Origin of the sequence: Neorhizobium phenanthreniclasticum, from assembly GCF_040066075.1 — a bacterium.
Classification (GTDB): domain Bacteria; phylum Pseudomonadota; class Alphaproteobacteria; order Rhizobiales; family Rhizobiaceae; genus Neorhizobium; species Neorhizobium petrolearium.
The window spans coordinates 401,236-427,520 of record NZ_JBEAAL010000001.1; the positions used below are offsets into that span (position 1 = coordinate 401,236).

The following is a 26,285-nucleotide window of genomic DNA, read 5'->3' on the forward strand; positions in this document are numbered from 1 at the left end:
TCGGCTCAGCCGCCCTTGACCGAACCAGCAAGCAAGCCGCGCACGAGGTAACGCTGCAACGCGAAGAAGACAATCAGCGGCACGAGGATGGAGATGAAAGCAGAGGCCGTCAGGATTTCCCACCTTCCACCCATCGAGCCCAAAAGCGCGTTCAGAGCACCGGTCAGGACGAGCTGCTCCCTGTTGGTTCCGAGGAAGACCATGGCGACCAGGAGGTCGTTCCAAGTCCACAGGAACTGGAAGATCGAGAAAGATGCAAGGGCCGGGAACGACAGGGGAAGCACAATCCTGATGAAAATCTCGAAATCGCTTGCGCCGTCCACTCGGGCCGATTCGATGATCTCCTTCGGCAGCCCGGCGATATAGTTGCGCAGGAGATAAATGGCGAGTGGCATGCCGAATGCGGAATGCGCCAGCCAGATGCCGGCGTAACTTCTCGACGGCACGCCGAAGAACGTGCCGATCTCGTTGTACATCCGCAGCAGCGGAATGAGCGACATCTGCAACGGTACGACGATCAACCCCACGACCATTGCGATAATCAACGCACGGCCGGGAAACTCCATCCAGGAAAGCGCATAGGCCGCAAAGGCGGCGATCAGGATGGGTATGATCGTCGAGGGAACAGCAACCGTCAGCGAATTGACGAAAGACTGCCCGATCCCCTGGGATGTGAGCACGGTATTGTAATTCTGCGTGGTGAAAGTCGGCGGCGTAGCGATCGTGAGGTACACGCGTCGTCCGCGCTCGCTCTCGAATGGACCGTTCTTCGTGTAGGTGTAGCTACCATCCTCATTGACGGTCAATGTCTCCCCTTCTCCGAGATCTGCCGGCTGGCCGGCCTGGAACTCCCCTGGAGCAGCGACACGCGTGCCGAAAGCCCGCACGGTTCCGCCCTGCCCCGCCTCGAAAACCGAGCCGGAGATGACATAGTTCGGCCCTTCCTGCCGTGCGGCAGACGGGTCTGCCAATCGCGACGCCGTGGTTTGCGAGGCGCTACTGAAGGCGGTCCACCACCCCGACGATGTGATCTGCGCCGGATCGCGGAAGGAGGTGACGAGGATACCGAGCGTCGGGATCAGCCAGATGATGCAGATCAAGAGCACCGACAGGTGAACGATGAGACGGGGAAGTCCGATACGGCGAAGACCAGCAACAGCATTCATCTCAATGGCCTCCCGTTTCCTTGTTCGCCTGGCGGATATTCCAGATCATGATCGGTGTCACGGCGGCCATGATGACAAGCGCGATAACTGCACTTCGGCCGGAATCGCCTCCGCCCCGGAACATCCAGTCGAACATCAGGTTCGCGAGTACCATCGTGTTCCACTGGCCGTTGGTCATGGTCAGCACGATGTCGAAAACCTTCAGCACCAGAATGGTGATGGTCGTCCAGACGACGGCGATCGTGCCCCAGATCTGCGGCACCATGATCTTCCAGAAAATCTGCCAGCCGTTGGCGCCATCGATGACCGCCGCCTCGATCGTCTCCTCGGGAATGCCACGGAGCGCTGCCGACAGGATGACCATGGCAAAGCCGGTCTGTATCCAGATGAGGATGACCATGAGGAAGAAATTGTTCCAGAAGGGCATCGCTATCCAGACCTGCGGATTGCCGCCGAAGAACTGTACGACGGAGTTCAGGAGGCCGATCTGCGTCTCGTTGCTGCCGCGATACTCGTAGATGAATTTCCAGATGACCGAGGCGCCGACGAAGGAGATCGCCATCGGCATGAAGACGAGGCTCTTTGCGATATTGCCCCACCAGATGCGGTCGGTCAGGACAGCGATGACGAGGCCGAAGAAAGTGCAGGCCGCCGGAACGACGGCGAGCCAGAGGATGTTGTTGAAGATCGACTGGCGAAACTGATCATCGAAGAGCGCCCATCGGTAATTCGCAAAACCGACGAAACTGCCGCCGGACCGATCATAGAAGGACAGGATGAAGGTCGCGACGACCGGGTAGACCAGATAGACCCCGAGCAGGATCAGCGCCGGCCCCAGGAACAACCAGGGACGGACGACGGCCCGGCGATTGAGATTGACAGACGCCGTCCGGACATTCTCCTTCGGCACCGGAAAGATGATCTGGAGCAGCTTGTCGGAGAGCCAGTAATAGAGCGCACACGCAAAAACGCCGGCGATTACCACGCCGACGGCCGAGACGATCTGCGATACCATGTCCCCTCCTTGTGACCAGCATCGCAGGAGGATGCTGGTTCTTTTTGGCGGCTATCCGCCCGCTGTTATAGTCGAAGAACAGTCAATCTTTTGAAAATCAATCTGTTGGAAGCCGCGCCGGTCTCGCCGGCGCGGCAATAAGCGGATTTACTTCAGGCCGTCCCATGCCTTCTGAATGTCGGACGCGACCGTCTTGGCGTCCTTGCCGCCGACATAGTCGACCATGCCGGTCCAGAAGGCACCGGCGCCGATCTTGCCCGGCATAAGGTCGGACGCGTCGAAGCGGAAGGTCGTGGCGGTCGTCAGGGCCTCACCCTGCTTCTTCAGGACCTCATTGGCGTAGGCATCGGGATTGGCGCCCTTGAACGGCGTCAGGAACGATGACTGCGCCATCCAGACCTCATGCGCGATCGGCGTCTTCAGGAATTCGATGAAGGCCTTGGCGGCTGGCGAATCCTTGGTGATCGCGAACATCGTGCCCGCGCCGAGGACCGGCGTTCCCAGTTCCGGCTTCGAAGCATAGGTGGGCAGGTAGAAGAAGTCGGCATCGGTGCCGAGCTTCGTATCGGGCGGAAAAAAGGACGGAACGAAGGAAGCCTGGTGATGCAGGTAGCATTTCGGCGGAATACCGAAGAGACCCTTGGGGCTGTCGCGGAAATCGGTGGAAGCCACTGCCGCCACGCCGCCGCTGACATATTTCTCATTTTTTGCGAACTTGCCGAATTCCTCGATCGCGCCAACAACGGCCGGGTCATCGAACTTGACCTCGTTACTGACCCACTTGTCATAGACCTCCGGCTTCTGGGTCCGCAGCATCAGGTCCTCGACCCAGTCGGTCGCCGGCCAGCCGGTCGCGCCGCCCGAACCGAGGCCGATGCACCATGGAACGCCACCATCCTCAACGATCTGGTCGCTGAGCTTGAAGAGGTCCTCCATGGTCTTCGGGACCTCGTAGCCCGCTTCCTCGAAGTTTTCCGGCACGTACCAGACCATGGACTTGAAGTCCGCCTTGAAGGGGAAGCCGAAATAGGCCTCCTTGCCATCCTTGCCCTTGTAGGTGCCGTAGCGGATCCAGTCGGCGCCCGAGCCGTAATTGCTCTTGACCCAGTCGGAATTCTCCTGGCCGAGCGGGGTCAGGAGGCCCTTGGCGGCGAGATCGGCCAGCAGACCCGGCTGCGGAATGATGGCGATATTCGGAGGGGAGCCGGCCTGCGTATCGATGACGATCTGCTGCTCGTAATTTTCCGAGGAGGAATAACGGCCGTCAATGCCGGTTGCGGCATTGAAATAAGCGAGAACGCTGTTGAACAGGACCTCGTCTTCGCCACGCCAAGGGCCGAACAGCGTGAGGCTCTGTCCTTTCAGATCCGAGTGAGCGGCCTTGAAATCCTCATAGCTCTTCCAGTTGAAACGCGAATCCTCACCCGGTGCGAACTTAAGTTCCTGGGCGGCTACACTGCCTGCAAGGAGTGTCGCAAGCGCCGCGCCGATCCAAAATGATGTCTTCATAAAATCATCCTCCCATTGCCCCGGCTTTTGCTACCCTGCCGGGAGTTCCCAAAAACATAGGAAGAGATTTAACGCTCTGGCGACGGAGTCAAGCCCTCCGCCGACAGCATGTCGAAGATCGCAAACGCTCAATGCTACCCTAAAACTTCGGCGCCGGCTTTCCCGCGGCGCGATAGGCCGCGATTACCGTGTTGGCCATCAGCATGGCGATGGTCATAGGGCCGACGCCACCGGGAACCGGCGTAATCGCGCCTGCGATGTCAACGGCTTCGGCATAGGCAACGTCACCGACAAGCCGGGTCTTGCCCTCGCCCTTGTCCGGCGCCGGTACGCGGTTGATACCGACGTCGATGACCGTTGCGCCAGGTTTCACCCAGTCTGCCTTGACCATCTGCGGACGTCCGACTGCAGCGACGAGGATATCCGCGTTGCGGCAGATCGTGGCGAGATCCCTGGTCTTCGAATGCGCCATGGTGACGGTCGCATTGGCAGCGAGCAGCAGCAGCGCCATCGGCTTGCCAAACAGATTGGAGCGGCCGATGACGACGGCATTGAGGCCCGAAAGGTCACGGCCATGTATACGGTTGACGAGCAACATGGCACCGGCCGGCGTGCAGGAAATGAGACCGGTATCGAGATCGCCGGTGGCAATCTTGCCGGCATTGACGACATGCAGGCCGTCGACATCCTTTTCCGGCGAGATGGACAGGATCACCGGCTCGGCATTCAGGTGCTTCGGCAATGGGAGCTGAACCAGGATACCGTGGATGGCCGGATCGGCGTTAAGCTCGGCAACAAGCTTTTCCAGTTCCTCCTGCTTCGTGTCTTCCGGCAAGCTGTGCTGGATCGAGTTGAAGCCGCACTGCTTGGCCATCTTGCTCTTGGAATTGACGTAGGCATGGCTCGCCGGATCGTTACCGACGATGACGACCGCCAAGCCCGGCTGGACGCCTGTTTCCCTTTCGAGCGAAGCAGCTGCTTCGGTCACGGCCGCAATGACGGACGCTGCCGCCTCTTTTCCATCGATCACCACAGTCACGCGTACCTCCCGCTTGAACCGTTGCCAATGTATACACGGGCACGTATTAAATTTGCACGCCAACGCCTATGCTGGTCGCAGACGGCAAATGCAAGAGGATTCGATGTCGCGGGGCCTTATCTTGCGGATGCGCTCCGGCGGGCGGAGTGCAACTGCACACGGTCTCGTAGCTCGGTCATGTGACGGCGCAGCTCACGAACCTCTTCAGCCCTGCGAATATCCTGTTGAGAAACAAGCGGCCTCGCATGGCTCGTTTCTTCCGCGAGGCGGGCGGACGTAATGGCCGAGACCAGCGGCGGAAGGTCTGCCTCCTGCGCCGGCCTCCGGTTAGCCATCAATACTTCGCGGATATGATCGACGAGCGGGCGATCATTGGCGGGAGCCGGATAATGCGGGCGCCGAGGGTGTTGCGACTCATGGAAAGGATCATCGTAGGGCGGGTCATGGAGTTCTTCAAGAGCATTTTCCCGCACGGGAACGTCCTCCCGCCAGTCCGGTTCAACTGTCAGCTCTGGTTCAGTTGTAAATTCTGCTTCAGCGCCATCTACCGGAACCTCGACCGGTTTGCGACGCGTAAAAAAGACGAGCATCAAACCGAGGCAGAAGCCGGCCAATGCACCTGCACCCGATATCTCCGCGACCGACAGGCCGCGCGCTTTCACCCTCTCGACCGTTGCCGGAACGAGAACCTCAACCTTCGCTGCCGCAGTTTTCGGGTGCGTCTCGCCGCGCTGAAGCGCATCGAGATAGTTCCTGCGCGCCTCACCGACCGCGGCTTCGAGACCTGCGAGCCTCGCGGCGGAATCGACGATCTCCTTGTCACCCGGCTTTCTCGACTTCGCCGCCTTGAGTTCGGCCAGATGTATGGCAGCCGCCTTCTCCTGCTGGCCAAGTGAAGCCGAAAGCTGCTTCAGAGCCGTCTGAATGCCGGACCGCGCATCCTCGAGCGCCGCTCGGGCTGCGAGCAAGCGCGGGTGGCGAGGGCCGAGATCGCCTGCAAGCCGATCGACGGCGAGCTTTGCTTCGATATATCTCTGCCGCTGATAGTCGAGGCCGGTATATTCCAGGCTATCCGGCAACGGTTTGCTCAGAATGTCGTCGAATTTCATTTCAGACGCCTGCACGGCCTTCTGCTTCAGCTCTGCAAGCTGAGCTTCTGCGCCAGAGATCTCCGCAGTCAGTTGTTGTTCTTCGCTTTCCGCCCGGCGCAGTTGGGCAAGCTTTTGCTGGTCCGTTTTCGCGATGAAGCCGGAAAGCGACGCCTCGGCATGCTCAAGAGTCTGACGCAGCTTTTCCACCAACGGCTCAGACGCGCCGCCCCCCGAAATGGCGATCTCGTCACTCAGCGTGTCGCCGAGCATGTTGGCGATTTTCACCGCCTCGTCCGCTTCCGCGGCGGTGACTGAAACCGTGAGTTCGCCTGCCTGGCGGTCGTAGCTGGTCAAGATCGCCTGAGAAAGCCGGTCACGCAGCCGGTTCTCAGCCTGTGATACCGTCATCGCCTCGCCGGAGACGATATCGGAGGCCACACTTAGGAGGCTCGAACGATCAACGGCGAATTCGCTGCCGCCTCCCAGGTTGAGAGCGCGGATCAGATTGTCCAGACTCCGCTTCGAATGCAGCGCCGCAGCGGCATCGTTGATCGCGCGCTCGCTTGCTGCTTCGATCTTCAGCCGGGTTTCAGCTTCGAACTTCTGCGGAACCGAGGCAGCCATTGGAAACGCCAAGGCAGCACCAATCAGTGTAATGACGCTGACCTTGAGGAGAGTGAAGCGCATCGCGGCACGGATCGACCCGGCGTCGGCGGGTATGGCCGACGCCTCCGGATTCCGGTCTTCTATGATTTTCACCGACTGATACATGGATGACCACATAAATCCATGCCGCCGGCATCCTCGCAGGCAGCCTTTGATTAAGGCAGTCTAAATTTGTATGGCAAAGAAAGAGTTAACTTGTCAGGCGAAAGACGCTTTGGCCGGCATCGACGGAACTTTCGCTCCAACCCGAACCGGCGCGTCTTCGATGAAGCCGGATAAGCCAGATCCCGCCATGACGACCAGACCAGCGGGAACCGACGATAGACGCCGCTCCATCCGCCTTTCCGCAGCTGGGTTTGCCGCGTCGACGATGATGAGATCGCAACGCTGCACGATCTCATCATCGGGAGCGATCGTCACGATATCGTGCCAGGGGGCATGGCGGGCGAAATGGCCCCGCAAAGCGTCGATACGGGCGATGTCCTCGCCGGCGATACCGATCCGGCGGCCCTTTTCCAGGAACGTCAGCAGCGCGGGAACGAATGTACCCGCCGAGAACCGGACGGGCGTGGGCTTTGCCTGCAGCGCATTTGCCAACAGGCTAAAGATACGGCTTCCGCCCGGCAACAGCAGTCGACGGCTCAGCTGATCCCGATAAAGGGCATCGATAACCTGACGCAGAACCGTTCGCTCATCCAGAAATGCAAGCGTCGTGCGGTTGCCGCGCAATGAAATCAGCCCTTCCGCGAGACCGAGCACCGCGTTCCACCCGAGGTCGCAGGTGCGTAAGCCGAACAAAGTTCGGGATGACGCGGATACCAGGAATTCTCCCGATGCATTCATCGGTGCGCTCCACGATGAGGGACGAACAATCCCATCGACCCCTAAGGGAGCGCGCTGAAATTCCGCTTAAACCAATTGTTAAAATTCGAGCGATCCGTGCATTTCCGGGACTGCTCATGAACGAGGAGCCGACCCATAAGGCCGACCCCACCAGGTATCGCCGACATCATTCAATGGCCTGAGGACTGCGGCGCCTCGATTTTCACGCCTTCGACGATCTTCCGGCCCGGATTCGGATTCTTGTTACCGCGCGAAGCATTGTTGCGAATATCTTCCTTCGAAAGATAATCAAGCTGTTCGACCAGCACTTCTGCCACAAGGCCCTCGCCGAGCTTCCTGTTCATGCCATCCTTGATGCTCGAACGGAACTTTTCGAGATCGAAGGCGCCAGGCTTGCTGAGATCGACCATCTTGTTGCCGATCAGCAGGGTGAAGAGCTCATCGGTCGTCACTTCCGTTATCGGGAGCTTGACGCCCGTGATCTTCTGCTTGTCCATCATGAAGGAAACGCGACCCAGGAAGTAGCCGGTGATCGCGCCATCCGAAATCACCGGAATAGTGATCGATTCCCCAGGCACCAGTTCGAGAAGCTCCTTCTTCTTGGCCTCCTCATCGACCGGCGCCGGCGCAGCAGACATCTGCACGGAGAAATATACTGCTCCGAGCGTTACGACGCAGACCCAGAGACCTGTGAGAAGGAGCTTGATCATCAGACCTCGCTGTAGGTGAACTGTTCCTGGGTGTAGGTACCATCACCATCGGCATCGCGAGCAGCGCTCTTCAGGAGATCAGCGACTGCGCGCACAGCATGCAGATGCGCCTCGACCCGGCGAGCGTTGAGGGCAAGCTTGTCCTTCAAGCCATGCATCTGGTCGACATAACCGAGGGCGATTTCCCTGGGATCGGTGCCGCGGAAGAGCATGGTCAATTCATAGAGGCATCGGCTCTTGTGGGCGTTCGAGACCTTCAGATCAAATTCCGGGTCGCGGCCGATCCGCTGATTTTCATTGTCGATTATCATCTCCAACCGGCCAAGCACGGTCTTGATGCGATAATCATTCGAAACGACTTCCATATTTTCTGCCCCAGTCTGAGTCATGTCAGGCCTCATTGCTCTTGCCGACGCCGAGAACCTGACGTTCAAAATCGGTAATCATGCTCATCGCGCGGCTGCGATCATTCTCGTCGGTGGTGGTGTTGACCGTCCCGTGCCGTTCAGCCCGTGCGAGTGCCTGTGAATACATCTGCTCGGCGATGCCGATTCCACCCTTCTCGGACATCTCGTCAGCAATCTTCTCGGCCATCATGCTCTTCCAGAACTCACCCGCCGAGCCCTTGCCGTAAACCTCCTCGGTTTCCTTGGGGAGCATGGAATTCACGAAAGTCTGCAACACCGAAGCTTCGAACTTGCGGTATTCGTCCGGCATTTCGGCGATCTCTTTCGGCATGACCGGGTTGCCGAGGCCTGCTTTCGTCGCAGGAGTGTCGATGATGTTCATGGCGGCGCCGAAACCCTTGCCGACTTCCGCGAGACTCGTCGCAGCAAAAGCCGCCTTGCTCGCCTTCAGCTTCGCCTGCGCCTCTTGTACGGCGGCAGGGTCGGCGGCACGGACGACATCCAAAACCAGATCGCTTGGAGGTGAAATCGCCACGTCAGTTCCTTTCAATGAATGCCGTGAACTGCATCCAGGAAAGGCGCAGGGCACAGCAGCAAGTTTGCAACGGCACATGATCCTGTCGGAATCCGATTCGCATCGGGTGATCTGCGCAATGAGGGGACTATGGCGTCCGAAGCTTGCTGGAGGCTGGCGAGTCTATTTGATCATCTGCACGCCCAAGGTGATCTCGATGAGCTCACTTATGGTGTCATCAGCCGCCTCGCGGTCTTCGTGATCGCGGGCCTCCTTCATGTTCTCCTCCAGGCGATCGGCCTTGGTCCGCTCCTTGAGAACCTTCATCTCCTGAAGTTGCTGGATGCCCGCAAGCTGACGCTCCTTCATGGTCAGGCGACCGAAGCGCTCGGCATAATGCTGTGAGAATTGCCGATGGATGGGTTCCATCGAGCCGATAGCTCCGATCACGTCCTCCATCGACTGATTGACTTCGGCCCGGTGGCGGGTCGTCGCGGCAAGCTCGTGTTCGGCCATCTTCTCCATATGCCGCTGAACCGCCACCAGGCGCTTGAGTTTGTCCGACCTCTTTGCTGGACCTGCCATTTTCGCCTCTCCTAGAAGGATGTGAAGATCGGCACGAAGCCATCCACGTAGAGGCGAATGAAGGCGGCGATCGAGAGATAAAGAAGGAAAAGCCCACCCATCAGCAGAAAGGGCGTGGAAATAAAGTAAACCGGAATCTGCGGCGCGAGCTTGTTGATGAAGCCGATCGCGACGTTGAACATCAGACCATAGATCAGGAACGGGCTTGCCAGCCGCAGCATGATCATGGTCGAGGCACGCAACGTATCCGTCAGCGTAATCAGAATCCTCTGTGAATCGATCACGGCACCCACAGGCGTTGCCGCGTAGGAATCGACGAGGGCACGGAAAACGATGTGATGAAAATCCATCATGAACAGGAGCAGCAGACCGCTCAACGTCAGCAGGTTTGTCAGCTGGTTTTCCGAAGCATCTTCCAGAATGTCCTGGCCGCCTGGCGCAGTAAAACCGATCGACATGGTCAGAATCGCGCCGGCGAACTGCATGCTGAGGGTGTAGAGCCGGGCGATCAGGCCATAGCCGATGCCAATCAAGGCTTCGGTAAAGATCAGGCCGATATAGGTGGCATCCGGTGAAGACGCCTTCGGGTAGATCATATCCCAGAGAACCGGCAGTATTGCCATGGAAAGGGCGACGGCCAGGAAGAGCCTGACCTGTGCCGGCACGCGAGCGCTTCCAAAGCCCGGCAGGACCATAATGCACCCGCCCATGCGGCAAAACGCAAGGAAGAGTGCGAGAATGGTCCCCTGCGGGTCGGTAATCATAAAAAGTCCCTTAGGCCCTAGAGGCCGGCGGTCACGAGATCGCACCCAGAATCTTGATCTCGAGGCCTTTCGCCAGTTCCACATGTGACAGAACCGGCAATGTTGCAAAGAGTCGTTCGATGATCATGCGGACATAGGAGCGTGTTTCCGGGGACGTGACAAGCACGAAGGGCAGACCCCGATCCATGAATTCACGGATAACTTTGGTCGCCTGCTCACTGAATTCCTCAAGCGTGCGCGGATCGATGTCGAATTCGACCACTTCTCCCTTGGCATCTCGCTTGAGGGCCTGATGGAAAAGCATGTCCCACTTGTTACCGAGACGCAGCACGCGCAGCACGCCGTTGTCGGCAAGGTCACCGCAGAGCTGTTGCGCCATTCGCACGCGCACATGCTCGACGATCTGTTCCGTCTTGCGGACATGCGGCGCCAGTTCCGCCACCGCTTCCAGGATGAGATGCAGATTGCGGATCGAGACGCGTTCGGCCAGCAGCAGTTTCAGCACCGCCTGCAGACCGGAATAGGACATGTGCGATGAGCAGATTTCGTCAGCAAGCTTCTTGTATTCCGGATCGAGACGGTCGATCAGGATCTTGACGTCCTTATAGGAGAGAAGCTGCGGCAGGTTGTTGCGGATGACTTCCGACAGATGGGTCAGCACGACCGAAACGTTGTCGATCGGATGGAATCCTTCGCGCTTCAGGTCTTCGGCGAAAGTTTCAAGGATCGAGACCGCGGGCATTCCAAAGGCGGGCTCGCGGATTTCGTCGCCGGGAATGCTCGGCTTGCGGCCGGATCCGGTCACGACAAGCACATCGCCGACGCGCAATACGTTGGAAGCGATCGTCGTGCCATGGATGCGGATCTGGTAGGACTTTTCAGGGATGGCGATGTCGTCGCAGACCTTGATTTCCGGCACGACGAAGCCGTACTGGGTCGCGAACTTCTTGCGCATCTTGCCAACGCGAAAAGCAAGCTCCTGATGCTGGCCGAGCAGTCGGGTCGAGACCTGCTTGCCGAGTGCAAGTTCGATTTCAGCAGTCTTGAGGACCGATTTGACCGATTCCTTCTCGGCTTCCTTGCTCTGGACGACCTTCTTTTCCTCGTCTTCCCGGCGGGCCTTGTTCTCTGCCTCGACACGGCGCGGCACCAGCCAGGCACCGAAACCCAGAGCGCCACCCAGGGCAACGAAAGGCAGGAGGGGCAGACCCGGCACGATGGCAAGCAGGCCCATCAACGCAGCGGACATCGATAGGGCGCGCGGATAGCCGCTCAATTGATCGACGACAGCCTTGTCGGTGGACCCGGCCGTGCCGCCGCGGGTCACAAGGAGGCCGGCCGCGAGTGAGACGATAAGTGCCGGAATCTGTGAGACGATGCCATCGCCGACGGAAAGCTTGACGAAAACATCCGCCGCCTCGCCGATCGGCAAGCCGTGGCGGAAGTAACCGATGATGATGCCACCGAAAACATTGATAGCGGTGATGATGAGACCGGCAATCGCATCGCCGCGAACGAATTTCGACGCACCGTCCATCGCCCCGAAGAAGGAGCTTTCCTCTTCAAGCTCGGAGCGGCGGCGCTGGGCTTCCTTCTCGTCGATAATGCCTGCCGAGAGGTCCGCGTCGATCGACATCTGCTTGCCGGGGATGGCGTCGAGGGTGAAGCGGGCGCCGACTTCCGCGATACGCGTCGCGCCCTTGGTGATGACGATGAAATTCACGGTGACGAGGATCATGAAGACAATCACGCCGATCACGAAGTCGCCGGACATGACCAGGCCGGAAAAGCCCTGGATCACGTTGCCCGCGGCGCCATGACCTTCATGGCCGCGCGAGAGGATCACGCGCGTCGTTGCGATGTTGAGCGACAAGCGCACCATGGTCGCGATCAGCAAAACTGTCGGAAACGACGAAAAATCGAGCGGACGCTGGATCCACAGTGCCACCATCAGGATCAGCACAGAAAATGCGATCGAGAAGGCAAGACCGATATCGATGAGGAAAGGCGGTATCGGCAGGAAAAGGATGCAGAGGATGGCGACGATGCCGAGAGCAAAGCCGATGTCACGGCCGCTCGGAGCTACCTTCGGTATGGATAATGCAGGTGGTTGCGCCATGGATTTCCCGTCTCTTCATGAGATGGCGGCAGGACATTCTCCTACCAGTTCACATCCTGACTAACGGGCGAAGCTTGCGCGAAGGTGGGGTGGGAAAAGCCGGCGGGCAGCTATCGCTCAAAAGCCGGACTGCACCCGCGAAAAGACAAGATTGGCGAAAAGATTGATCTGACCGCCGATAAACGGTGCTGTGATGCCGATCGTAATCATGATCGCGACGATCTTCGGTACGAAAGTCAGCGTCATTTCCTGGATTTGCGTCAGCGCCTGGAGAAAGGCGATGGCCACGCCCACGACCATAGCCACGACAACCGCGGGGCCGGAAGCGATCAGGACCGTCCAGATCGCCGCCTGCATGATGTCCAGGGCATCGGCCTCATTCATCGCGCTTATCCTGATTCGCAGCTATTTCGATCAGGTATCTGTAGCGCCGTCGTCGGTATCAGTCGAGCCATCGGAAGTGTCATCCTCGGCCGGGAACGGCTCATCCGAGAATACGACGCCGGCCTGCAGCAGGATCTTGTTGTCGTCTTCCGTGATGGCGACGACGCCGTCGGAATAGACCTCGACTTCCTTGACCTTGCCGGTGAGCGTATCGTCGGCGCTCTTGACATATTTGCCGATCAGATCGCTCGCACGCGTCAACGCCTCTGCCTGCAACATGCTCTTCAGATGCGTGTTCGTCTGGATCGATTGCTCGACCTGCGAGAACGTCGCAAGCTGAGAGATCTGCTCGCTCGCATCCATGGGATCGGTCGGATCCTGGTACTTCATCTGCGCTATGAGAAGCTGCAGGAAGTTATTGTAGTTGAGACTGGCGTTATTCGCCGCATCGCTCGATGCACCGGCATTCGCCCAGGGGTTGGCCGCTGCCGATGTAACCGGATCTACCGCCATGGCGCGATCTCCTTGCGGATGCGCTCGACGGTCGCGGGCGCAATTTCCTGGTTATTGAGAATGCGGTCTTCCACCGGGTAGAGCGCTCGGATCGCCTTGAGTGCATCGAAGGCCCGGCCGGAAGCAACCATCCCGTCAATCCGTTTCAATTCCGCCAGAACCTCATCGTCATTGAAGCAGGTAAGCAGCATGGCGACAGACTTGCGGAACAACGTCATCGACTGTTCCCGGCCGTCCGGATTGATAAGCATCATCTGGGCGATGAAGTAGAGCTGACGAAGCGGTGTGGTCGCATCTTCCGGCTGAAGAACATGGTTTTCCAAAAGGAATGTGACGTCGTTGAGGAATTCCAGCGCGACCTTGCGATCAACGCGCAACACGGCGCCGTTGATGAAGATCCGCTCGCCGGATTTCAAGGAGATGCGAAGCGTACTTTTCATTTAAGTCCATCCCTGATGATGGTGGTCACGTCTATAACGCCCTGGAAATTGGCCGATTCGCGTTTTCTGATCTTCTCGCATTCCTTCAAGATCCAGATGGCGATGGAGATCAGATCCGCCCGCAATTCGGTAGCCAACTCGTTATCGGGTTGCCTCAAGTCTTCGATGAACCGGATCCAGACACGCCGGGTATAAAACAGAGCCTCGATCGTCGCGCGCGAGTAACCTTCTTCATCGCGAGCCGCGATCAGAAGTTCAATGGAGCGATCAAGGGCCTGCCGCTCGCGATCCTTGGCGTCTGCGACGCCGTCCTCCATGATCTCGGCGTATGAAAACTGGTACATTCATGTATCCTTCATCTTCACGACCTTCCTTTTAATCATCAAAGGAAGTTGGCGAGGCTCAGCTGCTGTATTTTAGCCGTCACTGTATATGCAGTTTCGAGAAGTGTCTTCAACGTATTGAGACGAGTAGCCGCCTCCTCCGGATCGACATTTTCCATGTCTCCCAGGCTCTTCGTCAGAATATCTTCTTGCGCCTGCAACCTTTCCTCAACCTTGGAAACCCGTTCGGTGGAGATACCAATCGTCGTCCGCTGCTGATTGATGCTGTCTACGCCGTTCATCGCCTTGTTGATGACAGCGTTGGTTCGCGAGCTTACGGCTTCACGGGCCTCCTGGCTTACGCTCGTCTGCAGGAGCTCCATCGAGACGATCGACGCGAACGCGAAATTGCGCATGCCGGCACTGTTGGCATTCGTCGAGCTGTCGATGACCTCGGTCGGGCTGATACGGCTCTTCATGTTCTCGTCGCTTGCGCTGGAGAAAAAGGTTGTCCAGAGATCCTGGCCCGCCAGCGCCGCCGGATGCGGCGGATCCGTGAGGGGAGCCGTCCCGTTGAACTTCGCCTCGAGGTCATCGAGGAAATCGTTCATCTGATCTTCCGTCATCGCCGACAGACTCGGTATGGGCGGGACCTGCGACGACATGTAATAATTGAGTTCGGTGTCGAAGGCCGCCTTCGCCGGTGATCCCAGTGCAAAGTAATCCTCCATCGGCTTCACGTCGGTATTGATGCCGGCGAAGATATATTCGCCCTTGACTGAAGTATTCGCAAAATCCGTGAATGCGGCAAGCGAGGCAGACATCGTCTGGCGCGCCGTCGCCAGGCTCGTCTCGTCGGTCGAACTGCCCAGCGTCAGAATTGCGCTCTGAATATCAAGGCCGAGCTTGTTCATGTTATCGAGCGAGAGTTCCGCGCTTTCCAATCGTGTGGTCGCAAGCGAGGCGGTATTGAGCAAAGATTCGATACGGCTGATTTCGCGCGAAAGGTCGAGCGCGCGCGATGTGCTGGCGCCCAAGGTAACACCAAGGTCCGCGTGCTTCATGGTCACGGACTCTTGGTTGGCCTTCACCATTTCGCGCTGCACGCCGGCGATCGAATTTCGCATCGTGGTCTGGACGGACAATGTGGAAATGAAAGAGGTCTTCATGATCAGCTCGCAATATCCAATAGGGCCTGCATCATCTCATCGACCGTCGCCATCAGCTTGGTACCGGCCTTGTACGATTGCTCTATATCGAGAAGCAGCGACAATTCCTCGTCGAGACTGACGCCCGTGTTGCTGGAATAGGCATCAAGGGTTCGGGTCAGCATGGCTGTTTTCGACTCGTCGGCCGCAGTCGCCGTACTGCGAAGCTGTTCCAACCAACCCATGGAATCGGATGCAAAAGATAGAAGGTCCGGAGCGTCGGCGATTTCCGTCAACGGGTCGAAGGTCATCGGCGTTTCGAGATTTTCATTATACTTGTCGAGCAGATCGCCATAGCTGCTGCCGCCGGTATTGACGACGTAGGCGGCTCCGTTGATGCCGCCATCACGCAGCTTGTCGGGCGTACCCGCCGGGGGAACCACCACCGGATTGACGAAGATCCGTGAGGCAAGACCCGGCACGATCGCGCCAGAAGCCGGAATTGCCGTCTGCTGGACGCCGGAGCTATCCTTATACGAAAAAAGACCGGTCATCGGCGCTAGAGCACCGGTTGGCCCTGTTTCCGCAAAAGCCGTGATGAGACCGCGGGCAATCTCGTCGAGCTGACTCTGGAAGGTCGGCGCGACTGTGTCGCGAAGCTGCAGCAACGCCTGGATCGAACCTTTGGCGCTCGTGTTGGCGGCTTCACCGGCTTTGAGAGCCACGCCATCAATGTAGACACCACTGCCGTTGGTCGAGGCGTCGAAAGCAGCCGTCGGCTGGAACGTCACCTTGCGGGGAACGGTCTCGAACAGCGTCACCCCGTCGGAGGTATAAAGCACCAGGTCGTTGTTTTCGCGAATATAAGACGTTACGCCAACGATTTCGGAAATCTGCTTTACGAGAGCTTCGCGCTCGTCGAGCGCGTCATTGGCGTCGGTGCCGCTTGCCGTTGCATTCTTGACCTGATTGTTGACGCTCTCCAGTTTGGAAAGCAGCGAGTTCAGCTCATCGACATCTTGCTTGATCTGATCGTCAGCATCCTTGCGGATCTGCTGGAGTTTGTCGGCAGCCGTATTCAAGCCCGTCGCCAGATCTTGCGCACTGGAGATGACGGAAATGCCCAGGCCGGTATCGTTGGCGGTTGAGGCAAATGCATCCAGATTGTTGCGGAAGGCCGTAATCAGCTTGGCGGGAGACAGCTCGTTGGAGTTGCCACCCATCAGGTTCTTGATCTCTTCGAGGCCATCCAGGAGCGTCCGCTGCCCGCTTGCAACCGACGAGCTTTCAATCGTCTGACGCAGGAGCGGCGCATTTTGGGAGCGGACGATATCGCCGATCATCGCCCCGTTTCCACCGGTCACCACCACTGCGGAACGACGGATATAATCCGGGTTCTGTGCATTGGCGATGTTCTTCGAAACCACGGCCGATTGCGTGCCGGAGTTGTTGAAAATGGATTGAGCCGTGGACAATGCTGACGAAAGCGACATTCTTTACTAGCCTCTTGAGATTTATTCTCTCGACTGTCCTGTCCGCTTACCTCTTCAGGTTGATGAGGACGTCCATCAAGTCTGAGCCGGTCTGAAAGACCTTGGAATTTGCGGTATAGACGCGCTGGGATTCGATCATCTCGGTCAGCTCGTTGGCGATATCGACGTTGGAGCTTTCCAGCGCACCGGAATAGATCTCACCAAAAGAGCCGCTCTGCGGGAAACCGATGGTGACGACGCCGGAATCATTGGTCGGCAGATAGACGTTGCCGTTCCGCGGCAGTAGCTTGTCGATCGCCGGCACGGTTGCCAGTGCGAGCTGATAGATCGCGCGGCGCCCGCCATCCTGATAGACCGCAGTGACCACACCATCGCCGCCGATTTCAACATCGGTGATCGGGCTCGGCGCGTTGCCGTCGATGATGCCCTTGCCCGGCGTGAAGTCGCTTGCGAACTGCGTCATGTCGGAGAGGTCGATCGTGATCGTCTGAGCCGGCGTAGCGCCGTCGTTCGGATCGGTGATTACAATGTCCGTCGGAGAACCCGACGCCAGCTTGTTGGTGTTGGGATCGAAGGTCAACGTCACCGTTTGCTGGACGAGGGTAGCCGGTGCCGTTGCAGTGTAAGGGAACCCACCGTTTGTGGACTGATCCTGACGGTAGACACTGACTTCCCAAGTATTCGTCCCGGTCTTGGTGTAGTAGAAATCGTAAAGCACCTTCGACCCGGCATGGTCGTATCCGGTCAGCGAGCTCTTATTCGTGTATGTGCTGGTCGCAACGTTGTCGCTCGGGCGGCTACCGGCAGCAACCACGTCCGCTTCCTTGTCCAGGTTGGCAGGGAAGCTGCCCTGGCTCGAAGGTGAAGACACCAGACCGAAGTCATTGATGTTGATGGCCTCGAGGCCGTTGAAGCCGTTGACGACAGCGGCTGGCGGGTTCGAACCATAGGGATAGCCCATGAGCTGATAGCCGGCCGTATTGACGAGATAACCGTTGGGATCCTTCTGGAAGGCACCGGCGCGCGTGAGATAAGGCGAACCGTTCGCATCACTGACGATGAAGAAGCCTTCACCCTGGATCGCAAGATCGGTGTTCGATGTCGTGTACTGGATGCCGCCCTGCTCGGAGATGCTGTAGCGAACGTTGGTTTCGACACCGCCCGATGAGTAGGAACCCTGGGTGGACGGAAGCACCAGCGAAGAGAATGCAGTCGATGCCCGCTTATAACCGACCGTGCTCGAGTTGGCGATGTTGTCACCAACGGTGCCGAGACGATTGGCCTGAGCATTCATACCCGAGACGGCCGTTTTCATCGTGCCGAAAATACTCATAGGAAATCTCCGTTGTGTCTTGATGGAGAGAGTAGGTGGTGGGCCTTGCGTGAAGCTGTCTGCTTTCCCGTACCCGCCGAAAATAAGCGGCAAGACCCTGCTGAAAATCAGTCCCAGTCGATGCAATAGCCAAGGAAACGCTTGGAATCGACAGGATCGAAGCCGAGCTTCTTGCGCAGTTTCTTGCGCAGCTTGCTGATGTGGCTTTCGACAACGTTTTCTTCGACTTCCTCGTCGAAGATGCCGTAGATGGCGTTGAAAATCTGAGTCTTCGAGACGCGCCGGCCGCGGTTGGCGACCAAATATTCGAGAATGCGGCGCTCGCGGCGCGGCAACGGGAAAACGTCGCCGTCGATCTCCGGATCCCGGCCATCGGAGAAGACGCGAATCGAACCGATGTCGGTGTAATTCGAGATCGCCTTCAACCGGCGACGGATCGCGGCGGCACGCGCCAGGATCTCGCGGGGGTGGACAGGTTTGCGAACGACATCATCGACGCCGCTGTCGAAAAAGGCCAGCGTAGCCTCGAGGGAGGGATGGTCGCTGACTGCGATCACCGGCGCCATGGAACGGTCCCGGATCGCCCGCGGCAGTTCGAGGGCGCATTCGCCCTGACCGATCAGGAAGGCTTCCACCGCGGCGATATCCATGTCCGCCGCCGTATTCACCCATTCGCCGAATTCTTTTGGATCAAACCCCGTGGAAGGAATTCCTTCCCGCCCGAAGAGAGAGGTGTACCCATCTTTCACGAGCTCGCGCTCATCAACCACTACGATCATTCGTCCGCCTCCGAATCAGTTGTGGTGTTTCAATAGGCCTATGGGTACGAATCAGCGGAATCGGAGGCAAGCTACGTGAAATTAACCAAACAAATTAATAGTTGATTAACACATGCTCCCTGATTTGCACTAGATGTAGTATGCCGCATCTAAGCAGGCACAATTCTTCAGTGGAAAAATTAACGCATCGTAAAAGAAGACTTGCGCTGCCACATTTGCCACATATGTGGCAGCGCTGCAATTTTGCGATTCTTTGATTTCTGAGTTCAATCCAGGATTGCTTACCCGTCGCAGAATCCGGAAGCCGTCGGAGTCCATTTTCCGTAGCCCGTTGCGACAAGATTGCTGATGACACGACAGACATATCTCTTCTGAGCAGGGTCGTTATTGGGTCCCGCGTGGTATCTCGCCACCGCCATCGTCCAGGTTTCATGCCTATCATGTAGATTGCGAAGGAATTTCGCTGCATATTCCACGTTGCGACGCGGATCGAACATATCCTCCGGTGACGCGAAATTCTCCCCGTGGAAATAATGATTGATCTGCATGCAGCCCATGTCGATCAGCTTTGCTCCCTGCCGCTTCGCGTCGTGGAATTTCGTCATCGCCACCTCCGCCGACGGCAGGAAATAGGCCTTCCCTTCGATGTTCATTGCATAAGGGCTAAGGCTTCCCTTTCGGCCAGTTTCCGTCAGGCCGACAGAATAGAGGATACCTTCCGGTATGCCGTATTTGGCCGCTGCACTCTGAATCTCGCGCTCGCAGACACCCGGATTGACGGGCACAGGCGACGGCGACGTCGCTGCAGATGCAGGTCGAACCGCGGCAGGTGCGGAAGGAGGCTTCACCGCGGCGTCGTTAGGCCCGCCCCATCCACCGGAACTGAACAGCGAACCGCCGTATGCGTCAGAGGTAAAGCTGACCAGAGCGAGCGTTACCAGAACCCGAAAGCTGGGTGTTCTCCGATACCGCTTCATTCGAATTCCTCGTTTGCTCCGCAGTCGCCTGCTCTTGACCGCGGCCAGTCTCATGCCCCTGCCTTCCGCCCTCTGCCATTGCCTGTTGTCCCGCCTGACCGGCTTGCCCCTGCTGGCCACCTGCCGCATCCGAGGCCGACGTCGGCGTTGGCGCAATGCTGATCGTCACCCGATCCACGGCAAAGCCCTGGGCACGGAGCGCATCCAGAATGCCGCCGCTGTCCTCGCTGAGCTGTCTGTAGGCGGCACGCGTTTCGACGGTGAGATGGACGTTCAGTTCATCGCCATGCAGACGCAATGTGGCCGTCACCATGCCGAGCTCATGCGGATTCATCTGCAGCTTGAGCATGTTCACGACGGTGCCGGTGCTGCTTTGCGCGGCCGCATTCGAAAGGGCTGAACTCGGATGCGCAGCGGCGGCCCATTCCGGATCACCCGCCAGCATCGCGGTCAGGTTCGCCCCGTTGGAATTGGGAGCAAGCCCGAGGAACCGCCGCGAGTCGAGGACCGCGACATTTTCGGCTGCACCATTCGAAGGCGATCGGAATTCCACCGTGGAATGCTCGTCTCGGCCTTTACCGACTGCCATATCGACCTTCTGACCTTCACCCCGCGCGTTGCTGAAGCGAAACAGTCTGGTCTCCTCCGCACCCGCATCCGGGCCGCCAGGCACCGACGGCAACTGATCTTCTCCCGCTCCGGTCAATTTGAAACGCTTTGGATCATTGACGGCAAAGGCGTCCACATTGTTGGACCGGGCATCTCCATCCTTGGCGCGCTTCACCTGCGCGCCTGCGATATTCTTCGGCATCATAGCGTTCAGTTCGCCGGACTTGGCCTCGCTGCCGATCAGAAGCGAGAACATCTCAGCGATCTTGGCGTCGTCCGCGTCAAGCATGGACGTATCCAGAGTAGCGTCCTCATCTTGCGGGTCGATCTTATCGGCAGCCACGCGCTTCTCCGTGGCGCCCTTCTCATGAAGTTCGTCGGATTTGCGCGCCAAGGCCTTTGCAGCCGCAAGAGCGTCACGAAGTTTCTTTTCAGCCGGCGTCATCTGCCGCTCTTCGGCTTTTCCCAGTCGTTCCTGCCCAGGAAATTCAACATTATTCTTCAATTCGTCCGGGGGGCGACGAAGGGATTCCGGCCTTATGTCAATGATCGGTTTTGACGTGGCGGATTTCACCTCGGCAGCCATCCGATCCCCGAGAGAGGATGACGTGCCCTCGTTCTCAAGGGCATCGTCATCCGATTGCTGCGGGGGCAGATCGCGATCAAGACCCGAAAGAGCATCGGAGAAGCTGTTCGAAGATGCGTCGGTATCCTTGCGGCCCGAAATCGCCTGTTTTGCGGACGAAGCCGCATCGGCCTTACCACCCAGAATGTCGGTAATCATTTGGACGGATTCTCCTCCTTCAGCATTTCATCGATAGCATTCAATTTCGAACGACCACTATCGACATATGTCTGGAAGGCCGGATCGAATTTGGCAGCTGCGCCAGCCGTCGGATCTTCCGTGGTGGCAGCAGGCCCAGCGATCTCATTTCTGGGCGACGCGACTGGGGATTTTGCGTCTTCTGTATTAGTCATATTGATTGGCTTTTCTTGTGCGAGGCTTTCGGCTGTCGGCCAGCCAACGACTTGCTCCGCCACAACTTTTGCCGCCTCACGCAAGGCCCGATCGCGCGGCGAAAGCGTCTCTTCGGGGATATCGGATATCGCCTGCATGGCTGCTCGAATGTCATTCGTCGGAATATCGGCAAGGCCGCCATAGAGCCGCGCAAGTGCTTCAGGCGTCGGATTCCCGGAAAGCGCTTCCACTTTTGCAGAGGCCAGACGAGCAAGGTCATTCTTGCCGGCGATGGCGGCTGCACGTGCAACACGGAGGAAGACCTCGCGGCGGCGGTCGACGTCCATGAATTCGAGTGCTCCGTCGATATCCTCTTCCGTAATCTCGCCGAAATGCCCCACGACAAGCTGCACGAAGAAATCGGCGAACTGGCTGGCATAAGGAGAATGTATGAAGCGTCGGGCGTATCTGCGCGCGTAAGAAAGCGCCTGCTCGACCATGTCGGCATCCACGGTGATCGCAACCGAACGGCGCAATGCGGCTTCCTCGATGATGGTACCGGGCGCCGTCAGCCGCGCCCAATCGTAAAAGACCAGCGCATCCTTCGGATCCGTCGCCACCATCACATTGCCACTGACCAGCGAGAGATAGGGGCCGATCTTCTCGTCTCGGTATTCCTTGGCCATTTCGCCCAGACTTTTTGCAACCAGAGTGCCCTTGCCGCTCAGATATTTCCTGAGCGCATCGGCAATGCGGCTGTCGAAATTTCCGGCAATGTCGCGCGCGGCGAGGAATTCGAGCGTGGCCGGATTGCCACCGCTCATGGCATAGATCAACGCGGCGTCGACATTGCGCGGATCCTCGAAGATCGACGGATTTGCCGCCCTAAACCTTTGATCGACCCTCTCCAGCATGAAACGCTGCATCTCCGCCGCCGAGTGATCACCGAGCACGACGGAATCCTGCACGAATTGCAGCGAGCGAAGCATGACATAGGGCGCAAGCTCGCCATGATCCTGGGCGGATGCCGGATATGCAAAGGCAGCCCCGAAAACGAGCGTAGTCGCCAACAGAGACCGTATGCCCGCAAGGACCATCTTATCCCTCGTCCGCCTGGATCAGGATCTCGATACGGCGGTTCGCCGCGGCAAAGGGATCACCCGGCACCTGCAGACGCCTGTCGGCGAAGCCCGAGACCTGCTTGATGCGATCTTCCCCCAGACCGCCATGCACCAGCATGTAGTAGGCGCTGTGAGCGCGGGCCATGGAAAGCCGCCAGTTGTCGTTCTGCGTGTCTTTGAACTGGCGACCGTCCGTGTGACCTCGCAGGATGACGCTTCCCTTGCGTTCCTTGAGGATCTGGCCGATCTTCTCCATCGCCAGCACCATTTCGCGGCGCGGTACGGCCGAGCCGATATTGAACATCGGATCATCCGTCTGATCGGAAATCATTACCAGCAAACCGCCTTCGGCAGGCGTGACGACGAGGCCTTCGGCGAGTTTGCCCGCAACGCCGGAAATCTGTCGCTCGATTTCCTGGCGCAAATCGTCCGCCGCCTTCTGCTCCGCTTTGGCTTCATCCTCCGCCTTGCGCCCGTCGATATCCGCCGACTTGCCTGCCTGCGTATCCGGCTGGGTCTGTGTCTTGTCCAATTGTGTCGGATCAGGACGCGGCATAGGAACGGCGGCCGCCATTTGCGTGACCGGTTGCTGCGGCTGGCCCTCAGCCGATTGTGGCGCCTGGGGAGATTGACCGATTTGCGCCTGCGGATCGTCACTCGGGACTGCTTTTACAGCTTGCTCAGGACCGTCGGCGCGCGTTACCTGAACCTGCCTGGTCCAAAAATCAGGATCGAAGGGATCGCGATAGGCTTGCCCGCCGTCTGCTCCGGTCGCGGGACCGGATTCGCTTGCTCCCCCTTCCCCTTTTGCACTTACATTGGCTTGCTGCCCCACCTCCTGCGCAATCTCGGCAAGAACGGAATAGGGGTTCTCAAAGAAATCCGCCTCGGAGTAGTTGGGTTCGTCGCCGGAGGTTGACGTCATATCCTCGCCGGTCGCCGCAGCCGAGCCTTGAACGTCGGCATCCGCTTTGACCCGCGAGCGCTCGCCGTCTTCCTGGCCCTCTGCTGCATCGACGGGCTTCTCAAGGCCCTTCTCGGCCGGGGTCTCATCGGAAAGTTTGATCGGGTTGAAATAGCTCGCCATCGAGGCCTTGGTTTCCTCGTTGGCTGCGTTGACCAGCCACATCACGAGGAAGAATGCCATCATCGCAGTCATGAAATCGGCATAGGCGATTTTCCAGGCACCGCCATGATGGCCGTCATCGTGCCCGCCGCCATGCCGTTTGACGATGACAACCTCATTCTTGCCGTGATGATGGTTCTCGCCCTCGCTCATCCCAGTACCTTCTTCAGACTCGCGGACCACGCGGACATGCGGGTCACAAGAGCGGTTTCACCTATATCGACTGCGATATCGAGGTCGGGCGCTTCGACATGGCGCAGGAGCGGCGTGGGGTCTCCAAGCGCTTCCTTCAATTTTTCAAACAGATGCAGCGGACCACGCACCGTCAGCGCCCCAAGATCGCCCTCGATCATGGCGCCGCGAATGATATCCGCCATATCGGATACCGCCTTCTGGGCAAGCGCGTCATCGAGCAGCGGTGCCAGAATTCCCGCCGTCTGATCGCTGACCGCCTGCGCCGTCAATCCGGCAATTTCCTGAAGCCGGGTCGCGATCATTGCTGCCGCCTCGGTTTCATATCTTTCGCGCAGTGCTGCCATTTCCTCAGCATGGGCAGAGAAAAGTGCCTGGCGCTCTTCCTCGAAACGTCGCTGCAGTTCCTCGGAGGCGGCATCATAGCCCTTCGAGTAGGCTTCGGCGCGTTCCGCCTCCACATCGACCGGGCTCTCGACCACGGAAGGGAGTGCCAGATCGTCGTCGAAACCCTGAGTTAAGCTGTCCGCCATCAACGGTAACGGAATGGCTTGCGGTTCGCTGAAGTCCTTCAGATAGCGGGCGAGCGAGGCACTCATCGGATACCCCGCCCTTCCGTGCCCACTTGCCGGGTACTCGTTACGAGCTCGCCGAAGGAGCGAAGTTCCGCTGCTGCAATCATCGCATCATTCCGATAAGGTTTTCATTCGTTCGTCGGTGGCGAGATGGCAATTTTCGCCAGACCACAGCGATACGGTAGGAAGTCAAACTTGCGCGAGGATGAAGATGCGGCAACAGCGCACCAGAGCATAAGGGCAGGTTCAACGACGTGCCGTATCGCAGTCGAGAAAAGTGCGGCACGGAGAAGGCAATCAATCTATACGTGTTATTGCCGGAAGAGCTGAAGGATGTTTTCGGCGTTGGTATTGGCGATCTGAAGCGACTGAATACCAAGCTGTTGCTGCGTCTGGAGCGCTTTCAGTCGAGTTGATTCCTCGTTCATGTCGGCATCAACCAATCGACCCACACCCTTGTCGATCACGTCGGTCAGCGAAGCGACAAAACTCTCTTGAAGATCGATACGTTTCTGAATGGAGCCGAGGCTGGAAGCGGCACTCGTCATCATCTGCAGTTGCTTATCGACGAAACGCTCCATCATATCCAGCACTGCATCGTTGTCCGGCGCAGAACCCGGAACCAACGCGTTCATCTGCGCCGCCACCTCATCCAGTTTGTCTATGTCAAGCGACGAGACGGAAATATCGAGCTTACGATTGTCCAGGTTATCGCCAACGCTCGTATCGAGATAATAATTCATCGCGCCAATCTGGTGAAGCGGGGTCGTCACGACCGGCGCAGTGGCGGGGTCAACCGTGGTCACCTGCACCCACTGACCTTCAGCGACCTTCATATAGAGAGTGCCGGCGAGATCATAGATACGCGAATCGACTGCAGTTGCACCAATCAGATCGGTTTCGGTGTAGAAAGGAACGGCATAGCTCGCGCTCGTCGGTGCCTGGGTGCCATTCGCAGTGGTAACGGTCACCGCCGCTTCGCCTTCAGCCACAAACTCGACCGGCGAATCCAGAATGCCGAGATTACCGCCGCTGAGATCGAAAAGAACGGTCTTGGAGTCCAGCGTGTAATCGACGGTCTTGACGGCGACCTCGCCCGAGGCGGTGCGCGTGAACGACGCTACAACCTGCTTGATAACCGGCTTCTCGTCCGCATTGGTGCCGCCGTTGCTGATATAATCCTGCAGCCAGTTCTCACCCGAAAACGTAGCGGATTCGGCAATGCTCTTGAGCTGCTCCTGGAGCTGCGTGATTTCTTCCTGGATCTTGTTACGGTTGGCACCGACGCCGTAAGCGGCAACGATCTTGGATTTGATCTCCATGACGGTGTCGATAGCGCTTTCCATGGCGGCATAAGCGGTATCCACCTTTGCCGCGCCGAGACCGAGAGCATCCTGGATCGTCGACAGCGCGTGATTATCGGAACGCATCGTCGTGGCGATCGACCAGTAAGCCGCGTTATCCGCAGCTGTCTGGACACGCATGCCGGAGGAGACCCTCGCCTGGGTTATCTCCATGTTGCGGTCGATCGAGCGCAGGGTCTGCAGAGCAGCCATAGCGGCAGCGTTGGTAAGGATACTGGTCATTGGCCGTGCCTCGGTCAGATATTCTGAACAATCCGGAGTGCAGCACCGGAAACGACGAGAGGCATCATGCTTACCGCCCCTCTGCATCGCGGATGCGGGCGGCCTGTCGTTCTTAACAAATCGTTAATACGACAGTTATCAAAGGCAATCGTGGATTGGCAAGTTGTTAATGAGGTCTGAATGCCCGAACGCGACGCCCGTGCAGGCTTCGCGCAAGCCACGCAGCCAATATGAAAAACCGCGCCTCCTGCGAGACGCGGTTTTCTCTCCTGAATATTGCTGTCGTGTCAGAGCGGGACG

26 protein-coding genes are annotated in these 26,285 nt (G+C 58.3%); all 26 read right to left on the reverse strand.

All coding sequences use genetic code 11. The features are described 5' to 3' along the window. Positions 1–5 precede the first annotated feature (5 nt). Complete coding sequence (locus ABK249_RS01910; RefSeq protein WP_348862051.1) at positions 6–1,166, reverse strand: carbohydrate ABC transporter permease; 1,161 nt, start codon at positions 1,164–1,166, stop codon at positions 6–8. Position 1,167: 1 nt separating this feature from the next. Next, the gene (locus tag ABK249_RS01915) at positions 1,168–2,181 is read right to left on the reverse strand and encodes a carbohydrate ABC transporter permease (protein ID WP_348862052.1); all 1,014 of its coding nucleotides are present in this window, start codon (positions 2,179–2,181) and stop codon (positions 1,168–1,170) included. 147 nt (positions 2,182–2,328) lie between these two features. Continuing rightward, positions 2,329–3,690, reverse strand: a complete 1,362-nt coding sequence (locus tag ABK249_RS01920) for an ABC transporter substrate-binding protein (protein WP_227701935.1) — start codon at positions 3,688–3,690, stop codon at positions 2,329–2,331. A 139-nt stretch (positions 3,691–3,829) separates the two neighbouring features. Then, complete coding sequence (gene folD, locus ABK249_RS01925; protein WP_348862053.1) at positions 3,830–4,729, reverse strand: bifunctional methylenetetrahydrofolate dehydrogenase/methenyltetrahydrofolate cyclohydrolase FolD; 900 nt, start codon at positions 4,727–4,729, stop codon at positions 3,830–3,832. A 116-nt stretch (positions 4,730–4,845) separates the two neighbouring features. Next, the gene (locus tag ABK249_RS01930) at positions 4,846–6,591 is read right to left on the reverse strand and encodes a GumC domain-containing protein (RefSeq protein ID WP_348862054.1); all 1,746 of its coding nucleotides are present in this window, start codon (positions 6,589–6,591) and stop codon (positions 4,846–4,848) included. Between the two features lie 93 nt (positions 6,592–6,684). Further along, positions 6,685–7,329: a hypothetical protein gene (locus ABK249_RS01935; RefSeq protein ID WP_348862055.1), complete on the reverse strand. Its 645-nt coding sequence runs from the start codon at positions 7,327–7,329 to the stop codon at positions 6,685–6,687. A 170-nt stretch (positions 7,330–7,499) separates the two neighbouring features. After that, complete coding sequence (locus ABK249_RS01940) at positions 7,500–8,039, reverse strand: hypothetical protein (RefSeq protein WP_227701931.1); 540 nt, start codon at positions 8,037–8,039, stop codon at positions 7,500–7,502. Next, a complete protein-coding gene (locus tag ABK249_RS01945; RefSeq protein WP_227705067.1) occupies positions 8,039–8,404 on the reverse strand; it encodes a hypothetical protein in 366 nt (121 codons plus the stop codon). The genes ABK249_RS01940 and ABK249_RS01945 overlap by 1 nt, the downstream gene beginning before the upstream one ends. A gap of 25 nt (positions 8,405–8,429) precedes the next feature. Continuing rightward, positions 8,430–8,981, reverse strand: coding sequence for a rod-binding protein (locus tag ABK249_RS01950; RefSeq protein ID WP_037158690.1), 552 nt, complete (start codon positions 8,979–8,981; stop codon positions 8,430–8,432). Positions 8,982–9,143: 162 nt separating this feature from the next. Next, entirely contained in the window at positions 9,144–9,545 is a 402-nt protein-coding gene (locus ABK249_RS01955; protein ID WP_037158692.1) for a hypothetical protein, read from the reverse strand. Between the two features lie 11 nt (positions 9,546–9,556). Continuing rightward, positions 9,557–10,309 carry a flagellar biosynthetic protein FliR gene (gene fliR / locus ABK249_RS01960; protein ID WP_037158695.1) on the reverse strand — a complete coding sequence of 251 codons (753 nt, stop codon included), beginning with the start codon at positions 10,307–10,309 and terminating at the stop codon, positions 9,557–9,559. Positions 10,310–10,340: 31 nt separating this feature from the next. Further along, on the reverse strand, positions 10,341–12,428 hold the full coding sequence (gene flhA / locus ABK249_RS01965; protein ID WP_037158698.1) for a flagellar biosynthesis protein FlhA: 2,088 nt from the start codon (positions 12,426–12,428) through the stop codon (positions 10,341–10,343). Between the two features lie 117 nt (positions 12,429–12,545). Further along, positions 12,546–12,812 carry a flagellar biosynthesis protein FliQ gene (gene fliQ / locus ABK249_RS01970; RefSeq protein WP_037158701.1) on the reverse strand — a complete coding sequence of 89 codons (267 nt, stop codon included), beginning with the start codon at positions 12,810–12,812 and terminating at the stop codon, positions 12,546–12,548. A 30-nt stretch (positions 12,813–12,842) separates the two neighbouring features. Next, positions 12,843–13,325 (reverse strand): flagellar hook assembly protein FlgD, encoded by a 483-nt coding sequence (gene flgD / locus ABK249_RS01975; RefSeq protein ID WP_037158704.1) that lies wholly within the window; start codon positions 13,323–13,325, stop codon positions 12,843–12,845. Beyond that, positions 13,316–13,765: a flagellar biosynthesis repressor FlbT gene (gene flbT, locus ABK249_RS01980; protein WP_037158707.1), complete on the reverse strand. Its 450-nt coding sequence runs from the start codon at positions 13,763–13,765 to the stop codon at positions 13,316–13,318. The genes flgD and flbT overlap by 10 nt, the downstream gene beginning before the upstream one ends. Beyond that, the gene (gene flaF, locus ABK249_RS01985; protein ID WP_037158710.1) at positions 13,762–14,109 is read right to left on the reverse strand and encodes a flagellar biosynthesis regulator FlaF; all 348 of its coding nucleotides are present in this window, start codon (positions 14,107–14,109) and stop codon (positions 13,762–13,764) included. The genes flbT and flaF overlap by 4 nt, the downstream gene beginning before the upstream one ends. 38 nt (positions 14,110–14,147) lie before the next feature. Continuing rightward, positions 14,148–15,257 (reverse strand): flagellar hook-associated family protein, encoded by a 1,110-nt coding sequence (locus ABK249_RS01990; protein ID WP_348862056.1) that lies wholly within the window; start codon positions 15,255–15,257, stop codon positions 14,148–14,150. 2 nt (positions 15,258–15,259) lie between these two features. Continuing rightward, positions 15,260–16,729 (reverse strand): flagellar hook-associated protein FlgK, encoded by a 1,470-nt coding sequence (flgK, locus tag ABK249_RS01995; RefSeq protein ID WP_348862057.1) that lies wholly within the window; start codon positions 16,727–16,729, stop codon positions 15,260–15,262. 46 nt (positions 16,730–16,775) lie between these two features. Then, positions 16,776–18,062, reverse strand: coding sequence for a flagellar hook protein FlgE (locus ABK249_RS02000; protein WP_037158717.1), 1,287 nt, complete (start codon positions 18,060–18,062; stop codon positions 16,776–16,778). A gap of 107 nt (positions 18,063–18,169) precedes the next feature. Further along, positions 18,170–18,841 (reverse strand): transcriptional activator Rem, encoded by a 672-nt coding sequence (rem, locus tag ABK249_RS02005; protein ID WP_037158720.1) that lies wholly within the window; start codon positions 18,839–18,841, stop codon positions 18,170–18,172. Between the two features lie 281 nt (positions 18,842–19,122). Then, a complete protein-coding gene (locus ABK249_RS02010; protein WP_081953026.1) occupies positions 19,123–19,626 on the reverse strand; it encodes a transglycosylase SLT domain-containing protein in 504 nt (167 codons plus the stop codon). Between the two features lie 121 nt (positions 19,627–19,747). Continuing rightward, on the reverse strand, positions 19,748–21,211 hold the full coding sequence (gene fliK / locus ABK249_RS02015) for a flagellar hook-length control protein FliK (RefSeq protein WP_348862058.1): 1,464 nt from the start codon (positions 21,209–21,211) through the stop codon (positions 19,748–19,750). Next, complete coding sequence (gene motC / locus ABK249_RS02020) at positions 21,208–22,482, reverse strand: chemotaxis protein MotC (RefSeq protein ID WP_415926413.1); 1,275 nt, start codon at positions 22,480–22,482, stop codon at positions 21,208–21,210. The genes fliK and motC overlap by 4 nt, the downstream gene beginning before the upstream one ends. Before the next feature lies 1 nt (position 22,483). Beyond that, entirely contained in the window at positions 22,484–23,785 is a 1,302-nt protein-coding gene (locus tag ABK249_RS02025) for a MotB family protein (protein ID WP_348862060.1), read from the reverse strand. After that, positions 23,782–24,423: a hypothetical protein gene (locus ABK249_RS02030; protein ID WP_037158728.1), complete on the reverse strand. Its 642-nt coding sequence runs from the start codon at positions 24,421–24,423 to the stop codon at positions 23,782–23,784. Before ABK249_RS02030 ends, ABK249_RS02025 begins: the two co-directional genes overlap by 4 nt. Positions 24,424–24,710: 287 nt before the next feature. Beyond that, positions 24,711–25,985: a flagellin N-terminal helical domain-containing protein gene (locus ABK249_RS02035; protein WP_348862061.1), complete on the reverse strand. Its 1,275-nt coding sequence runs from the start codon at positions 25,983–25,985 to the stop codon at positions 24,711–24,713. Positions 25,986–26,285 lie beyond the last annotated feature (300 nt).

Bases quoted from the DNA above. Each gene is read 5' to 3' on its own strand.
- ABK249_RS01940 (WP_227701931.1), bottom strand. From the start codon at position 8,039: ATGATCAAGCTCCTTCTCACAGGTCTCTGGGTCTGCGTCGTAACGCTC.
- flhA (WP_037158698.1), bottom strand. From the start codon at position 12,428: ATGGCGCAACCACCTGCATTATCCATACCGAAGGTAGCTCCGAGCGGC.
- fliQ (WP_037158701.1), bottom strand. From the start codon at position 12,812: ATGAATGAGGCCGATGCCCTGGACATCATGCAGGCGGCGATCTGGACG.
- ABK249_RS01955 (WP_037158692.1), bottom strand. From the start codon at position 9,545: ATGGCAGGTCCAGCAAAGAGGTCGGACAAACTCAAGCGCCTGGTGGCG.
- fliK (WP_348862058.1), bottom strand. From the start codon at position 21,211: ATGATTACCGACATTCTGGGTGGTAAGGCCGATGCGGCTTCGTCCGCA.
- ABK249_RS01920 (WP_227701935.1), bottom strand. From the start codon at position 3,690: ATGAAGACATCATTTTGGATCGGCGCGGCGCTTGCGACACTCCTTGCA.
- ABK249_RS02035 (WP_348862061.1), bottom strand. From the start codon at position 25,985: ATGACCAGTATCCTTACCAACGCTGCCGCTATGGCTGCTCTGCAGACC.
- ABK249_RS01915 (WP_348862052.1), bottom strand. From the start codon at position 2,181: ATGGTATCGCAGATCGTCTCGGCCGTCGGCGTGGTAATCGCCGGCGTT.
- rem (WP_037158720.1), bottom strand. From the start codon at position 18,841: ATGATCGTAGTGGTTGATGAGCGCGAGCTCGTGAAAGATGGGTACACC.
- ABK249_RS01910 (WP_348862051.1), bottom strand. From the start codon at position 1,166: ATGAATGCTGTTGCTGGTCTTCGCCGTATCGGACTTCCCCGTCTCATC.
- flgK (WP_348862057.1), bottom strand. From the start codon at position 16,729: ATGTCGCTTTCGTCAGCATTGTCCACGGCTCAATCCATTTTCAACAAC.
- ABK249_RS02000 (WP_037158717.1), bottom strand. From the start codon at position 18,062: ATGAGTATTTTCGGCACGATGAAAACGGCCGTCTCGGGTATGAATGCT.
- ABK249_RS02030 (WP_037158728.1), bottom strand. From the start codon at position 24,423: ATGAGTGCCTCGCTCGCCCGCTATCTGAAGGACTTCAGCGAACCGCAA.
- motC (WP_415926413.1), bottom strand. From the start codon at position 22,482: ATGGTCCTTGCGGGCATACGGTCTCTGTTGGCGACTACGCTCGTTTTC.
- flaF (WP_037158710.1), bottom strand. From the start codon at position 14,109: ATGTACCAGTTTTCATACGCCGAGATCATGGAGGACGGCGTCGCAGAC.
- ABK249_RS02025 (WP_348862060.1), bottom strand. From the start codon at position 23,785: ATGAGCGAGGGCGAGAACCATCATCACGGCAAGAATGAGGTTGTCATC.
- fliR (WP_037158695.1), bottom strand. From the start codon at position 10,309: ATGATTACCGACCCGCAGGGGACCATTCTCGCACTCTTCCTTGCGTTT.
- ABK249_RS01990 (WP_348862056.1), bottom strand. From the start codon at position 15,257: ATGAAGACCTCTTTCATTTCCACATTGTCCGTCCAGACCACGATGCGA.
- flgD (WP_037158704.1), bottom strand. From the start codon at position 13,325: ATGGCGGTAGATCCGGTTACATCGGCAGCGGCCAACCCCTGGGCGAAT.
- ABK249_RS01935 (WP_348862055.1), bottom strand. From the start codon at position 7,329: ATGAATGCATCGGGAGAATTCCTGGTATCCGCGTCATCCCGAACTTTG.
- ABK249_RS01945 (WP_227705067.1), bottom strand. From the start codon at position 8,404: ATGGAAGTCGTTTCGAATGATTATCGCATCAAGACCGTGCTTGGCCGG.
- flbT (WP_037158707.1), bottom strand. From the start codon at position 13,765: ATGAAAAGTACGCTTCGCATCTCCTTGAAATCCGGCGAGCGGATCTTC.
- ABK249_RS01930 (WP_348862054.1), bottom strand. From the start codon at position 6,591: ATGTATCAGTCGGTGAAAATCATAGAAGACCGGAATCCGGAGGCGTCG.